Source organism: Kribbella swartbergensis, from assembly GCF_054784135.1.
The window spans coordinates 112,594-126,713 of the sequence record NZ_BAAGPM010000022.1; the positions used below are offsets into that span (position 1 = coordinate 112,594).

At 70.3% G+C, this 14,120-nt stretch carries 12 protein-coding genes; 4 read left to right on the forward strand and 8 right to left on the reverse strand.

Annotated features, from left to right (window positions below):
* Positions 1–44: 44 nt before the first annotated feature.
* From ACYVOK_RS19170 to mraZ, 5 genes are all read right to left on the reverse strand, one after another.
* Positions 45–1,931: a peptidoglycan D,D-transpeptidase FtsI family protein gene (locus tag ACYVOK_RS19170; protein WP_460663827.1), complete on the reverse strand. Its 1,887-nt coding sequence runs from the start codon at positions 1,929–1,931 to the stop codon at positions 45–47.
* A 775-nt stretch (positions 1,932–2,706) separates the two neighbouring features.
* On the reverse strand, positions 2,707–3,363 hold the full coding sequence (locus ACYVOK_RS19175) for a hypothetical protein (protein WP_460663828.1): 657 nt from the start codon (positions 3,361–3,363) through the stop codon (positions 2,707–2,709).
* Entirely contained in the window at positions 3,363–4,328 is a 966-nt protein-coding gene (gene rsmH / locus ACYVOK_RS19180) for a 16S rRNA (cytosine(1402)-N(4))-methyltransferase RsmH (protein WP_460663829.1), read from the reverse strand. Before rsmH ends, ACYVOK_RS19175 begins: the two co-directional genes overlap by 1 nt.
* Positions 4,298–4,561 (reverse strand): hypothetical protein, encoded by a 264-nt coding sequence (locus ACYVOK_RS19185; RefSeq protein ID WP_460663830.1) that lies wholly within the window; start codon positions 4,559–4,561, stop codon positions 4,298–4,300. The genes rsmH and ACYVOK_RS19185 overlap by 31 nt, the downstream gene beginning before the upstream one ends.
* Before the next feature lie 186 nt (positions 4,562–4,747).
* The gene (gene mraZ / locus ACYVOK_RS19190) at positions 4,748–5,179 is read right to left on the reverse strand and encodes a division/cell wall cluster transcriptional repressor MraZ (protein ID WP_460663831.1); all 432 of its coding nucleotides are present in this window, start codon (positions 5,177–5,179) and stop codon (positions 4,748–4,750) included.
* 584 nt (positions 5,180–5,763) lie between these two features.
* Between mraZ and ACYVOK_RS19195 the strand changes: the two genes are divergently transcribed.
* The 3 genes from ACYVOK_RS19195 to ACYVOK_RS19205 are packed head-to-tail and all read left to right on the forward strand — an operon-like array spanning position 5,764 to position 10,357.
* A complete protein-coding gene (locus ACYVOK_RS19195) occupies positions 5,764–6,669 on the forward strand; it encodes an AAA family ATPase (RefSeq protein WP_460664510.1) in 906 nt (301 codons plus the stop codon).
* A 3-nt stretch (positions 6,670–6,672) separates the two neighbouring features.
* A complete protein-coding gene (locus ACYVOK_RS19200; protein ID WP_460663832.1) occupies positions 6,673–7,959 on the forward strand; it encodes a DUF58 domain-containing protein in 1,287 nt (428 codons plus the stop codon).
* A gap of 40 nt (positions 7,960–7,999) precedes the next feature.
* Positions 8,000–10,357: a transglutaminase family protein gene (locus ACYVOK_RS19205; protein ID WP_460663833.1), complete on the forward strand. Its 2,358-nt coding sequence runs from the start codon at positions 8,000–8,002 to the stop codon at positions 10,355–10,357.
* Positions 10,358–10,590: 233 nt separating this feature from the next.
* Here the strand turns inward: ACYVOK_RS19205 and ACYVOK_RS19210 are convergent, their stop codons facing one another.
* Positions 10,591–11,013, reverse strand: a complete 423-nt coding sequence (locus ACYVOK_RS19210) for a DUF3040 domain-containing protein (RefSeq protein ID WP_460663834.1) — start codon at positions 11,011–11,013, stop codon at positions 10,591–10,593.
* A gap of 365 nt (positions 11,014–11,378) precedes the next feature.
* The gene (locus ACYVOK_RS19215; RefSeq protein WP_460663835.1) at positions 11,379–12,131 is read right to left on the reverse strand and encodes a methyltransferase domain-containing protein; all 753 of its coding nucleotides are present in this window, start codon (positions 12,129–12,131) and stop codon (positions 11,379–11,381) included.
* A 203-nt stretch (positions 12,132–12,334) separates the two neighbouring features.
* On the opposite strand from ACYVOK_RS19215, the gene ACYVOK_RS19220 reads away from it, so the two are divergent.
* Positions 12,335–12,694, forward strand: a complete 360-nt coding sequence (locus ACYVOK_RS19220; protein ID WP_460663836.1) for a cupin domain-containing protein — start codon at positions 12,335–12,337, stop codon at positions 12,692–12,694.
* A 109-nt stretch (positions 12,695–12,803) separates the two neighbouring features.
* Here the strand turns inward: ACYVOK_RS19220 and ACYVOK_RS19225 are convergent, their stop codons facing one another.
* Positions 12,804–14,015 carry a DUF480 domain-containing protein gene (locus tag ACYVOK_RS19225; RefSeq protein ID WP_460663837.1) on the reverse strand — a complete coding sequence of 404 codons (1,212 nt, stop codon included), beginning with the start codon at positions 14,013–14,015 and terminating at the stop codon, positions 12,804–12,806.
* Between the last annotated feature and the right edge of the window lie 105 nt (positions 14,016–14,120).

Consider the following 14,120-nt stretch of genomic DNA (forward strand, 5'->3'; position numbering starts at 1 on the left):
TGAGGCTACCGCTCCGGCCCTTGTGACTCCCACCTGACCCTGCGTCACCACTCGAGCGGTACGACAGGCTGCTTCGCACCCGTCGGGGGTACGACGTACTTCTGCAGCGCGTAGCTCATCACGTCCCGGAACACCGGTCCTCCCTGTCCACCACCACTACGCCCGTTCTGCGGGTTCTGGAGTACGACGTACGTAACGAAGCGCGGGTTGTCGGCGGGCGCGAATCCGGCGAAAGAGGTGGCCCACTTCCGGTAGCAGGCGCAGGCGGGGTCGACCTGCTGCGCGGTACCTGTCTTGCCGGCCACCCGGTAGCCGTCGATCGCGGCCTGGGTCGCGGTCCCACCCTTCGCGGTGACCGCCTCCATCATCGTGGCGACCTCTTTGGCGGCCTTCTCGCTCACCACCCGGCGGGACGCGCCGGACGGGTTCGGGACGATGTTGCCGTTCACGTCGACGTAGTTCTTCACCAGTTTCGGCGGCACGAAGACACCGCCGTTGGCGACCGCGTTGACGGCCGCGGTCATCTGGACGGCGTTGACCGCGAGCCCCTGGCCGAACGCGACCTGCGAACGGGTCAGCTCGCTCCACTCGTCGCCGGGCGGCATCACGCCACGGCTCTCGCCAGGGAAGCCGAGTCCGGTCGGCTCGCCGAACCCGAAGTCCTTCAGGTACTTCACGAACTGAGGGATCCGCATCTCCCGCGACGCGATGATCGTGCCGACGTTCGACGACTTCGCGATCACGCCCGCGATGGTCAGGTCGAGCGTGCCGTGCGGGAAGTGGTCGCGGACCGTCCGGCGCTGCACCTCGATACTGCCCGGCACCTTGAGCTTGGTGTTCAGGTCGATGAGACCGGCGTCGGCCAGCGCGGCCATCGTGACCACCTTCTGCACACTGCCCGGCTCGTACACCTGCTCGAGCGCCGGGTTGTACAACTGGCTCGACTTCACCGGCTTGTTCGGGTCGAACGTCGGGTAGTTCGCCATCGCCAGGATCTCGCCGGTCTTCACGTCCTGGGTGATCACCGTGCCGGAGGTGGCCTTGTACTGCTTCACCGCCTGCTCGATCCGCTTCTCCGCGAACCACTGCAGGTCGGCGTCCAGGGTGAGCTGGGCGGTCAGGCCGGGCTTGGGCTCCTCGACGGTGTGGTTCGCGTTCGGGATCTTGTTGCCCTTGGTGTCCACCTCGTACATGGCCTTGCCGTCCTGGCCGGACAGCTTGTCGTTCAGGCCGTACTCGAGCCCGGCGAGGCCCTTGCCGTCGGCGCCGACGACGCCGACCACGTTGGCCGCGATGGTGCCGTTCGGGTGGCTGCGGATCGGGTCGTCCTCGGTGTAGATCCCGGCCAGCAGAGGCTCCTGCTGGTCCAGCGGCTTGCCCTTGTTCTGCTGGGCGATCTGGGCGTTCTTCGCCTTCAGCTCGGCCTCGATGTCGTTCCAGGTCTGCGGGCTGACCTGACGGGCGAGGTAGGCGAACCGGCCCTTCCCGGTCATCGCGGTGACGAGTTCGGCGTACGTCGTACCGGTCAGCTTCGGAGCCAGGACGGCCGCGAGTTGCTGGGCCACCGGCTTGGTCTGGGTCGGGTCGGCGGTGATCGCGACCGCGTCCTCGGACACGCTCAGCGGTACGCCGTTCCGGTCCAGGATCGAGCCGCGGGACGCGTGCAGCACGAACGGCTTGGTGTTCTCCTTGCTGGCCGCCAGTGCGTAGCTGTCCGGGTCCACTCCCTGCAGCAGCACCAGCCGGCCGGCGAACAGCGACAGCACGAACGCCATCACCACGAACGTCACCCGCAGCCGCAACATCGGCCGCCCCAGCTTCAACGTCCGCGGCGGACGCTTGACCTTCTTCTTCCTCGGCTGCGGAGGACGCCGGCTCTGAGCCCGCTTCCGCGGTGCACTCTTCTTCGCCGCCGCCTTCTTGGCGGCCACGTTCCGGGGCGTGCTGTCCGGGTCGGGCCGTCGAGGTGCCGGCCGCGCCCCAGCCGTAGCCTTCCGCGGCCGAGCCGCCCGCTTGGCGCCCGGCGCCCGCTCCAGCGACCGCCCCTGCCCCTCGGCCCCCGCCTTCCGCGCTCCGCCGCCCAACCCGCCCCGACGACCCGCCCGCGCCCCGCCCGCCGTCTCCGACCGACCCGCCCGCCCATCGCCCCGAGCAGCCCCACTCCGCGACCCGGCCGCCTTCTCCGGCCGACCCGCCTTCCCCTCGGCCCGAGCAGCCGCGCTCCGCGGCCCGGTGGTTGCCCCACCGGCCTCTCCTTCGGTCCGGGCAGCCGCATTCCGCGGCCCGCTCGTCTTCTCTGGTCGACCCGCCTGGCCGTCGCCCCGAGCAGCCGCGCTCCGCGGCCCGGTGGTTGGCCCACCGGCCTGCCGTTCGGTCCGTGCACTTGCGTTGCGTGGGGTGGGCCGGCCACCTGTACTTGTCTGCTTGCGCGGCGCGGGCGCGCGGCCGCTCGCGCCGGGGCGGCTCTGGCCGCCTGCCGAGTTCGTGCCGGTCGCTCCGCCTGCTTCCGGCCGGCGCGCGGCGCCGGCTGCCTCCTCCCGTGCCTTGCGGAGGAGGCGTTCGCGGGTGGACTCGGGACGCTGTGGGGTGATGCCGGTGCTGTCGGTAGCCGACGTCGGACGAGGCGGAGCCTTGCGCGGCGGAGTGCTCCGCCCCGGTTCACCACGCTTGCGTGGCGGCTCGCTGCCCCGTCGGTCCGTCATCCGATCATCCCCCGGTGGTCGTCGTACGTGTGGTCGTGCCGGCGGGCGGCTTGTTGCCCGTCGCCGTACCGGTTCGTGCTGTCGTCCCGGTCGCGGACGGCCGGGTCCCGCTCGCCGGCGGCTTCACGGCGGTCGCCGGCGGCTTCACGGTGCTGGCGGGTGGCTTCACCGTCGTGGCCGACGGCTTCGGCTTGACCGGCGTGACCGGCGGCTTGGTCGCCGTACCCGTCGGCATGCCCGGGCCGAACATCGCCGCGCCCGTGCCGGCCTTGCCCTCCACCGGCACACCCAGCACCTGCCCGTCGGACAGCCGTAGGAACACCGGGTTCGGGTTCGGCACCATGCCCATCCGCACCGCCCGGTCGGCCAGGTTCTGCGGCGACTCCAGCGTGCGGACCTGCTTCTCCAACTGCTCCTGCTGGTCCTTCAGCTGGTCCGCCTGCTTGTTCAGCGCGGTCACCTGGAAGGTCCCGCTCTGCAGCTCCGTGTTGAGCAGCAGCAGGCCGACCAGACCGGCCGCCAGCAGTGACACCACGAAGATGACGAACGGCATCCGCGGCGGCCGGAACGGCGCCCCGTACACGACCCGCAGCTTCGGCTCCGGACGCTTCGCCGGAGCCGGTGTGACCCGCGCTTTCTGCGGGCTGAAGACAGTACTCATCAGGCCACCAACCCCTTCGTCCGGATCCGTTCGGCCGCCCGCACGCGAGCGGAGGCGGCCCGCGGGTTCGCCGCGACCTCCTCCTCGGTCGGCCGCTCGGCTCCCCGGGTCAGCAACTTGAGGTAAGGCTCGTGCCCGGCCGGGATCACCGGCAGGTCGTCCGGTACGTCGGACTTGGCGCCGGCCGCGAACGTCTGCTTGGTGATCCGGTCCTCCAGGGAGTGGTAGCTCATCACCACGATCCGGCCGTGCAGCGCCAGCGCCTCGATCGCGGCCGGCAGCGCACGCCGCAGCACGTCGAGCTCGCCGTTCACCTCGATCCGCAGCGCCTGGAACGTCCGCTTGGCCGGGTGTCCCCCGGTCCGGCGGGCGGCCTGTGGGATCGCGTTGCGGACCAGCTCGGACAACCGCGCGCTGTTGGTGAACGGCTCGATCTCCCGCTCGCGCACGATCCGGTCCGCGATCCGCCGGGCGAACTTCTCCTCGCCGTACTGGTACAGGATCCGGGCCAGGTCGGCCGCGCTGTAGGTGTTGACGATGTCGGCGGCCGTGGTCGGGCCGGTGCTGTCCATCCGCATGTCCAGCGGCGCGTCCTGCGCGTAGGCGAAACCGCGCTCCGGCTCGTCCAGCTGCATCGAGGAGACGCCCAGGTCGAACAGGATGCCGTCGATCTCCGGGACGTCGAGGTCCGCGAGCACCCGCGGCAGTTCGTCGTACACCGCGTGCACGAGCGTGATGCGCTCCTGGTACGGCGCCAGCCGGTCACCGGCGAGCCGCAGCGCCTCGGGGTCGCGGTCGAGACCGATCAGCCGGGCCTCGGGGAACCGGCGCAGGAACGCCTCGGAATGACCGCCGAGGCCGAGGGTGGCGTCGACGAGGACCGCGCTGGGGTGCGCGAGCGCGGGAGCCAGCAGCGCGACCACGCGCTCCAGCATCACCGGCACATGCCGCTCCGCAGCGTCCATCCTCGACCCTTCCCGTCGCCGCGGGAGCGACCCTGCCCCCGCAGGTTCTCGTGACTGCCGTCCTGCCCTTCCGGCCTGCCCTCGCGGGCCCTGGCGTTGCCGGTGAGCGCCGGCCCGGAGGTCGCGGCTCCGGTCCGGCTTCGCCGTACTGCGTCGTACCTGTGCTGTCCGGGGCGGGTCGGGCCGGCGGGGCCGGCTGCCGTCGATGTCTCCTGGAGGTCCCTGGATGTCATGGGAGGAAAAGTGGAGCCGGTCCCGGAGACATCGCCGTCCGGTCAGATCGCGGGTTCGCCTTCCGGGGAAGTACCCCGTGGTCTTGGCGCCGGGGAAGTGACGCCAACACCTGAGGTCGGAAGTCGGACCCGTGATCTCACCGGACGGCCGGTGCACTCACGGTTGCTGCTCTCCCACTCTTCAGCTCAGAAGATCCCGGGCAGTACCTCCTCGGAGAGGTCGGCGAACGCCTGCTCCTGCTCCGCGGAGTACCTGTTCCAGTTCTCCGTGTTCCAGATCTCCACCCTGTTCATCGCCCCGATGACGACGCAGTCGCGATCCAGGCTTGCGTAATCGCGCAGCATCGGCGGGATGGTGACCCGGCCCTGCTTGTCCGGCACCTCGTTCGAGGCTCCGGCGAACAGCATCCGCAGGTAGTCCCGCGCACCCTTGTTGGTGATCGGCGCCTGCTTCAACTGCTCGGTCAGTTGGACGAACTCGCGCTCGGGCCACACGGACAGCGACCGCTCCTGTCCGCGGGTGATCACCAGGCCGTCGGCCAGTTCGTCCCGGAACTTCGCCGGCAGGAACAGCCGTCCTTTGTCGTCGAGCTTGGGGAAGTGAGTTCCGAGGAACACGCTCCACCTCCCCGTTGCGGACTCTCCGTCTCAGGCGAGCTGTTTCCACCACTTCAGTTCCACTGCGCTCCACCTTACTCCACTTTCCCCCACCGTCAACCAACTTCACCCCCGTTTCCCCCACGCGTCGCCCGATTCCCACGCTCCCCGTCCGGCCCACCGCCGCCCTCCGGGCACCGCTCCCCCGCCTGACCGCCCTCCACTTCCCTCCACCCACGTCCACCCCGGAACCGCTCCGTCGCCTCCGACGTATGAGGCATATGAGTGGAGAACTCGGGCATCCCGGCGCCGAACCGTTTCGCCGTGCGCGTCGTCGTACGCCCGGCACAAGGTTTTGCCCACCCGTACGCTTGGAGGGACGACTTTCCGACCCACGCCGGTGAGGGCCTGTGCCGATGAACACCGAAACGCCAGGTAACGAAACTTCCGCTGCTCTAGGCCGGACCTCTACAGCGGGTGAGAATGTGTCGGCCGTCAACGAATGGGGAGGACACAGGGTGAGCACCACCGCGACCAGCTCGGCGCTGGCTGGAGCCGGGGATTTCGACGAGCTGTCCGAGGTGGCGGGCCGCGTCCGCCGGGCGATGGAGCAGGTGATCGAGGGCAAACCCGACGTGGTCGAGGTCGCCATTACGGTCCTGCTGGCCGAGGGGCACCTGCTGATCGAGGACGTTCCCGGCGTGGGCAAGACGATGCTGGCCAAGGCTCTGGCCAAGTCGATCGACTGCAGCGTGCGCCGGATCCAGTTCACGCCGGACCTGCTGCCGTCGGACATCACCGGCGTGTCGGTCTTCAACCAGGAGATCCGCGACTTCGAGTTCAAGCCGGGTGCGGTGTTCGCGAACATCGTGGTCGGCGACGAGATCAACCGCGCCTCGCCGAAGACCCAGGCCGCGCTGCTGGAGTCGATGGAGGAACGCCAGGTCACCGTCGACACCACGACGTACCAGCTCGAGACGCCGTTCATGGTCATCGCGACCCAGAACCCGATCGAGATGGAAGGCACCTACCCCCTCCCCGAGGCGCAGCGCGACCGGTTCATGGCCCGGGTCTCGATGGGCTACCCCGAGCCGGCCGCCGAGCTGCGGATGCTCGACGGTCACGCCGCCGACGACCCGCTGCTCAACCTGCAGGCGGTCACCGACGGCCAGCAGATCCTGCGGCTGGTGAAGACGGTGCAGTCGGTGCACGTGTCGGAGTCGGTCAAGGAGTACGCCGTCGCGCTCGTCGGGGCGACCCGCCGTTCGCAGGAGCTCCGGCTGGGTGCGAGCCCCCGGTCGACCCTGCATCTGATCCGCGCCGCCCGTGCGGCCGCGGCTCTGGACTCCAGGGAGTTCGTCCTGCCGGACGACATCCAGGAGCTGGCCGTACCGGTGCTGGCACACCGTGTACTCCCTGCGGCTGAGGCGCATCTCGGTGGGCGCGGTGCAGCCGACATCATCTCCGGGCTGGTGGCCACCGTGCCGCTGCCCCGCACACGTCGGGACTGAGACATGCGGCAGGCACTGCGCGGGCTGACGACCAGAGGCCGGGCCTTCGTCGCGGCCGGGATCACTGCGTCACTGTGCGCGCTGCTGCTCGGGCAGAAGGACCTGCTGCGCGTCGGCATCCTCCTGGTTGCTCTGCCGATCGTCGCAGCGCTGGTGGTCGGGCGGACCAGGCTGCGGTTGCAGGTACGGCGCAGCCTCGCACCGGACCAGGTTCCGGTCGGCACGCAGGCGACCGTGGAGCTTGCCCTGAGCAACCAAGGCCGGATGCCGGCCGGGCTGTTGCTGCTCGAGGACCGGATTCCCTACGTCCTGGGGCACCGGCCCCGGTTCGTCGTTGACCGGGTCAGCCCGAACTGGCGTCGTACCGTCACCTACCCGATCAAGAGCGACGTACGCGGTCTGTTCCAGGTCGGGCCGTTGATGCTGACGGTGGCCGACCCGTTCGGGCTGGTCGAGACCAGCCGCACGTTCACCCGCAGCCAGCACCTGCTGGTCACGCCGCGGGTCTACAAGCTGCCCGAGATCCGGCTGGGCGCGGACCGCGCCGGCTCGGGTGAGAACCGGCCGCGCGCCATCGCCTCGGCCGGCGAGGAGGACGCGACCGTCCGCGAGTACCGCGACGGCGACGACCTGCGTCGGGTGCACTGGCGATCGACCGCGCGGCGCGGCGAGCTGATGGTGCGGCGCGAGGAGCAGCCCTGGCAGAGCCGGTGCGCGATGTTCATCGACGCGCGCACCGTCTCGCATCACGGCCACGGACCGTCGTCGAGCCTGGAGTGGGCGGTCAGCGCGGCTGCCTCGATCGGCACCGACCGGATCCGCCGCGGCTACGCCACCACGCTGCTGGGCGGGCCGACCACGCTGTCGGCGATCAGCCACCGTACGTCCGCCGCCGTCCATCAACCGCTCACCACGCAGCAGTTGCTGACCGAGTGCGCGACCGTCGAGGAACACAAGTACGCCGAGATCGGTCCGCTGCTCACCGTCGACCGGCACGCGCAGGAGCCGAGCCTGGTGATCGCGATCGTCGGCGCGCTGAGCTCCGACGACGTCGTCGCGCTGAATCGCTGGCGGACCAGCCAGGCGATCGGCGTCGCGCTGGTGCTCGACGCGGCCAGCTGGGCGGTCGGCGCCGAGACGACCGAGAAGGCGGCCCGGCTGACCGCGGCCACGGACGCCACCGAGAACGAACTGCGCCGCAACGGCTGGCGGGTCGCCAGGGCCCGGCGCGGCGATCACCTACCCACCGTGTGGTCCGGCCTCGGACTACGGAGCGGAAGGATCGCATGAAGGTGCTCATGGCCGTTCCTCCACCGCCGGCGGGGTCGCGATGACCGGGCACGCCAGGATTTCGCTCGCTGCCTGGGGGGCGACCGTGCTGGGTGCGCTCGTGCTCACGCCGGTGTTCTCCGGGCCGTTCCTGTTCATCAGCGCGTTCCTGTGCGGCGCGATCACCGGCATCGGGATCCTGCTGCAGAACCTGCGCGCGCCGCGGATCCTCGTACCGTTCGTCCAGCTGTTCGTGCTGGTCGAGCTGATCTCGCTGTTCTTCCTGAAGGAGACGCTGAAGTTCGGGCTGATCCCGGTGAAGGCGACCGCGCTGGAGTTCAACCAGCAGATGGTCAATGCGATGGACTCGATCAACCGGTTCAGCGCGCCACTGCCGCCGGACCAGCACCTGACGCTGTTCGCCGCCTCGGTGATCGCCGCGACCGGGTTGCTGATCCACGTGATCGCCGTACAGCTTCGTCAGGCCGCGTGGGCCGGACTGCTGCTGCTGATCATGTACACCGTGCCGGCCGCGACCGTGCACGGCGGCCTGCCGGCGCTGCTGTTCATCCCGCCGGCGCTCGGGTACATCCTGCTGCTGTCGGCCGAGGGCCGCAGCCGGCTCAGCCGCTGGGGCCGTCGCATCTCCGGGGTGTCCCATCTGGACGCCGCCGAGCCGATCGAGGCGTCCGCGCTCGGGCAGGCCGGCCGCCGGATCGGCCTGACCGTCGTGGCCCTGGCCGCGCTGCTGCCCGCCTTGTTGCCGGCCCTGCCGGAAGGCGTCGTCGGCAACGGCCTGGCCGGGAGCGGACCCGGCACCGGGATCGGTGCGTCGATCTCGTCGACCGACCCGATGCTGGACATGGGCAAGAACCTGAAGCGCGGCGACAACGTGGTCGCGCTGACCTACAAGGGCGGCGCGTCGGGCGGCACCTACCTGCGCCTCACCGCGCTCGACTTCTTCGACGGCGACACCTGGCGGATCGGACCGCGTCAGGAAGGCCGCAAGATCAGCGGTGACCTGACCCCGCCGCCCGGGTACAACGGCGACCTGGGCAAGGTGCCGCAGTCCAAGATCGAGATCGACGTCAGCCGGAGCTTCCGGTCCCAGTTCGCCCCGATCCCCTACCCGGCGAAGTCGATCTCGCTCAAGCGGGACTGGCGGTACGACGTCAGCGCCCTCGACGTGGTGTCGTCGAACGGCCAGGTGGTCGGCGGCAAGAACTACAACGTGACCGCGTACGACCTGCAGCCGACACCGCAGCAACTGCACGACGCGATCGGCTCCGGTGAGCCGGACCAGTACACCAACCGGGTCCCCCGCGGCACCCCGCAGGACATCAGGAACCTGGCCGAGGAGATCACGAACGATGCCAGGGGCAACCAGTTCGAGGCGGCCGTGCTGCTGCAGAACTGGTTCCGCAGCGGCGGCGGCTTCACCTACAGCACCGAGAACGCGCGCGGCAGCGGCATGCGGGCGCTGCGGAACTTCCTGCTGGTGAGCAAGACCGGGTACTGCGAGCAGTTCGCCACCGGTATGGCGCTGATGGCCCGCATCGTCGGCATCCCGTCCCGGGTCGGGATCGGGTTCCTGCCCGGCCAGGCCGGCAAGGACGGCGAGTACACCGTGCGGATGCACGACATGCACGCCTGGCCGGAGCTGTACTTCCAGGGCATCGGCTGGGTCCGGTTCGAGCCGACACCGGCCGCGCGGGTGGCGAGCACGCCGAACTGGACGGTGCCGGCGACCCCGGACCCGACCAGCCCGACGACCGCGCCCAGCACCGCCCCGACCATCCCCGGCGCGACCGAGGACCCGGGCATCGAGAGGCCGAACGGCGACCGCAACCTGCCCGAGGACAGCGGTGTGCCGGTGGTTGACGGCGGCAACTGGTTCACCAATGGCGGCGGACGGACGCTCGCCATCGTCGCTGGTGTCCTCCTGTTGCTCGGCATCCCGTGGCTGATCCGCAGCCTCACGCGGCGGCGACGGTTCGCCAGACCGCCCGGCCGGCTCGGCGCCGAGGGCCTGTGGGCCGAGATCCGGGACACGTCGCGCGACCTGGGGCTGGACTGGTCGGACATCGCCACCCCACGCCAGGCTGGCGACTGGCTCGTCACCAAACTGCCCGCCGACGCCCATCCCCAGGCGCTCCGCCTGGCCCGCGGCATCGAGGCACTCCGGTACGCCGGTGACGCGGGCCGGACCGTGGACCTTCGCCCCGAGGCGGCCGCCGTACGCAAGGCGCTGTGGTCTCAGGCCCCGCAACTGCGCCGCTGGCGCGCCCGCCTGCTACCGCCGTCGTGGCGCTGGTACCTGAGCCGAGGCAGCACCGAGGCCTCCGACCTCCTCGACGAGTTCGACCTCCTCCTGGCCCGCCTCCGCTCCCGAGCGCTGCGCCGCCACCCCGCCAACTAGCCCCCGGCCGCGCAGCCCCGCTGCGCGGCCGGCTCACATCTCCGGGCGCCCGCCAACCCATGCGCGCGGCCACCCAGCCCAACCCGAGCGCCGGCCTTGGGCCCACCTGCTCCCGCGAACAACACCGCGGGAGCGGCCACCGGCGTACCCCCACACAAAGAAAAACCACACCCGCGCCACCGGGGACGCGGGTGTGGAATATCGGCCGGATGCGCGCTAGGCGCGTCCTACTGTCAGAGGTCTTCGTCGCGGCGACGCCGCCAGCGGTCTTCCATCCGCTCCATGAAGCTCCCGGACGAGTCGTGCTTGGTCCGGTGCCGCTTGGTCGGCGGCGGAGGCGGCGGGGCGATGTCGTCGGCGTCTCCGGCGTTGCTGATCCGCTTCATGCTCAGCGCGGCGATGTACAGACAGGCGACCATCATGACGAAGCCGATGACTCCGATGATGGTGTTGGGGATGATCGCGCCGGTCATCAGGACCGCGATGCCCAGCACGAATCCAACGCCGGCAAGCACTGCCCGGCGCTTGTAGTACAAGCGCACATTGGTCCCTCGCATGGCGGAGACGAACTTCGGGTCTTCCGCAGCAAGGGCACGTTCGAGCTGCTCGAACTGGCGCTGCTCTTCTTCCGAGAGGGGCACCGTCGATCCCTCCATGATGAGCGCGATCTCGATAGGCCGACTCCAGTCTAGGCCGCGCCAGCCTCACACGAAACCCTGACCGCCTGTCCAGCGCGTCACGGTCCGGCAACTCCCCACATCCGACTCCCTCAAACCCACCCGTCCCGGCGTGTCGCACCCGCCGGGCCCGGGCCTGGCACCCACTTTCGCCCAGCCAGGCCTCACCGGTCTATTCCAACTGCCCGCCGGCTCTAGCGCCTTCCCGACGTACCCGTATTGCAACTGCCGCCGGTTCTACGCCTTCCCGACGTACCCCGGAGCCCGGTCACCGCTCCATCACCGTACGTCGCCTCCGCCGCCTGACCCGCGCACACGGGAGACGGTTGGTGCCCGCGGACAGGTCAGCGGGTGGCGAGGATGTGGAGTTGGGTGGCGATCGCGCGGAAGGCGGGGTGTTCGCTGGCGGCCCGCTCCAACTCGGCGAGGGACTCGGCGGCGCCTGGTTCGGAGTCGACGAAGGTGGACGGGACCAGGTCCGCGAACGTGCGTACGCCGTGCACCGTGTGCACCACGAACCCGGCGTCGGCCAACTGCGCGGTGATACCCGCTTCGTCGAACCGCCGCGGCATCGGATCCGTCGCGCCCCACCGCCCGTCCGGATCCTGCAACGCGATCCGGGCCTCGGCCAGATGTCCGGCGAGCGCGCGGGCCAGGACGACAGCGTTGCGCTGGGCAACAAGAAGGCTGAGTACGCCGCCTTCCCGCAGCACGGAAGCCATTGCCTGCAAGGCCTGCACCGGGTCGTCGACGACCTCGAGTACGCCGTGGCAGAGTACGGCGTCGGCACTCGACTCACCCGCGAGACCGGGAAGCTCAGCGGCGTCACCTTGCACACCGCGGACGAGTTCACTGACGCCTTCGTCACTCGCGCGGCGCTCGAGGGAGGCCAGTGCGTCCGGGCTCGGGTCCACGACGGTCACCCGGTGCCCTTCGACGGCCAGCGGCACCGCGAACCCACCGGTCCCACCACCCAGGTCGACGATGTCCAACCCGGCACCGGGATCGATCCGCGCCCGCCCCGCCAACGCAACCCGCAGAGCCTCGGCCACCAGCGCCGTCCGCACAGACCGCCGCCGCCGATCGACCATCGCCATAACCCTCCTACCCGTCAACCCCGCCGCGCCACACCCTACTTCCCCACCACCCCCACCCCACATCACACCCACAACCCAACCCCGCCCAGGGCGGCCGCGGTGCGGGGCGTAAGGGGACGTTAAGGAGCTGGAGTCTGTCGGCGGGCGAGGGACTGAGTCATGGTCTGAATCAAGGGGAGAAACATCGGACCCGGGAGGGGATCATGGCCATCTTCAGCAAGTCCTTCGACGATCCCGACGAGCGCCGTACGCCGGACAAGACCACCGTCGACGTGGTCAAGCTGCCGGGAGCCAGCGTCGCGCGCATCACCTTCCAGCCAGGCTGGCGCTGGTCGGAATGCATCCGCCCGGTCGTCGGCGGAAACTCCTGCCAGGTGCGGCACGTCGGCATCCTTCTCGCCGGCGAGCTCGAGGTGGTCCACGACGACGGCGCCAAGGCGCACGTCACCCCAGGCATCGCCTACGTCGTCGAACCCGGCCACGACGCCTGGGTCGTCGGAGAAACCCCAGTCATCGGCCTCGAGTTCGAACCCCAGGCAGCCGAAACCTACGCCAAACCCTGACCACCCCCACCCCAAGAACCACCCGGCCGACAACCGCACCGTCCGGACAGCAGCGCGGTTGGCTGAGGCCTTGCGCAGGTGGTGGCCGTCGCAGCGACAGGGTGAGGGGTTAGGCGGGGGTGCGGGCTAGGACGTAGAGGCGTTGGGTGGATTCTTGGCGGGTGGGGAGGGGGCCTCGGAGGTACCACTCGATGTCGACCAGGCCGGCGGATTCGACGAGGTTGACGATGGTGGCCGGGTCGTGGAGGACGAAGTCGAGGTTGACCTGGTGGCCGAAGAATTCGTCGACGTGGCGGATCTGGTCACCCGCGTGGAGGGCCAGGACGAGCCAGCCGCCTGGGTCGAGCGGGCGCACCAGGGCGGCGATCGCGTCGGGGAGCTCGGCGGCGGCCAGGTGGATCAGGGAGTACCAGCCCAGGACCGCCGACCAGCCGGAGCTTGTCGGCGGGCGGCCGAGCCGCCGGAGGTCTCCCACCTCGAAGTTCCGGTCCGGGAAGCGGCGGCGGGCTTCGGCCACCATCTCGGGTGAGAGGTCGATTCCGGTCGCGTCGGCGCCGTGGTCGGCCAGGTAGGCGGTGATGTGTCCCGGCCCGGAGCCGACCTCCACCACCGGTCGTCCGGCGGCGTGGGCGACCACCCGGTCCAGCAGCCACGTCTCGAACGGCAGGTCGTCCAGTTCGCCGGTGAGGTTCTCGGCGTACGCCGTGGCGACAGCGTCGTACGACGTACGCACCCGAGCGTCCCGTGCATCGGGCCCGTCGGCGATCACCGCGTCCCGATCGATTGCCGGCGTGGCGGCGGGAGCGATCTGTTCCGGCAGCGGGCCGAGGAGATGGATCCATCGGGGGTCGTGCTGGCCGGGGCGGCGTTCGAGTTCGCGGACCAGCGGTTCGGGGCGCGCGGCCATCCGGCGCAGGCAGGTCTCGACCTCGGAGCGGTCGGCGAACGGGTGGAGTCGTTCGGTGCGGGTGCGGAGCTCGCCGGGCGTCTGTTCGCCGCGGAGGAGCAGCACGGTGAGCAGCGCTCGCTCGTCGGGTTCGAGGCCCAGGCGCTCGTCCAGGGTCTGGTGGTACTTCAAGGTGCGCCGGCCTGTGTCGACCCAGACGATCCGCAGGAGTCCGCGGTCCCGGAGTGAGCGCGCGATCCGCTCGACTGTCGGCAGGTCGTAGTCGACGACGGGTTCCCGGTTGCTCGTCTGGTTGCACGCCGTACGGAGTGCGTTGGCGGTGAGAGGGTACGACGCCGGAACCGTCGTCTGCTTTTCCATCAGACTCCCGAGAACACGCTGATCCTCGGCGTCGAGAACAGGAAGTTCGCTCACCCCCCCGACCCTAGACACCCCAGGTACCACCACGCACCTGAATCACCTGCCGGGGTCCGCACACGCGGCGGAGTACCCCCAGGCGACCGAGCCCGGAGGCCGACA

Excerpts from the sequence above, each read along its gene's own strand:
- ACYVOK_RS19215 (WP_460663835.1), bottom strand. The coding sequence starts at position 12,131 with ATGGCGATGGTCGATCGGCGGCGGCGGTCTGTGCGGACGGCGCTGGTG.
- ACYVOK_RS19205 (WP_460663833.1), top strand. The coding sequence starts at position 8,000 with ATGACCGGGCACGCCAGGATTTCGCTCGCTGCCTGGGGGGCGACCGTG.
- rsmH (WP_460663829.1), bottom strand. The coding sequence starts at position 4,328 with ATGGACGCTGCGGAGCGGCATGTGCCGGTGATGCTGGAGCGCGTGGTC.
- ACYVOK_RS19175 (WP_460663828.1), bottom strand. The coding sequence starts at position 3,363 with ATGAGTACTGTCTTCAGCCCGCAGAAAGCGCGGGTCACACCGGCTCCG.
- ACYVOK_RS19195 (WP_460664510.1), top strand. The coding sequence starts at position 5,764 with ATGGAGCAGGTGATCGAGGGCAAACCCGACGTGGTCGAGGTCGCCATT.
- ACYVOK_RS19210 (WP_460663834.1), bottom strand. The coding sequence starts at position 11,013 with ATGGAGGGATCGACGGTGCCCCTCTCGGAAGAAGAGCAGCGCCAGTTC.
- ACYVOK_RS19220 (WP_460663836.1), top strand. The coding sequence starts at position 12,335 with ATGGCCATCTTCAGCAAGTCCTTCGACGATCCCGACGAGCGCCGTACG.
- ACYVOK_RS19200 (WP_460663832.1), top strand. The coding sequence starts at position 6,673 with ATGCGGCAGGCACTGCGCGGGCTGACGACCAGAGGCCGGGCCTTCGTC.
- ACYVOK_RS19185 (WP_460663830.1), bottom strand. The coding sequence starts at position 4,561 with ATGACATCCAGGGACCTCCAGGAGACATCGACGGCAGCCGGCCCCGCC.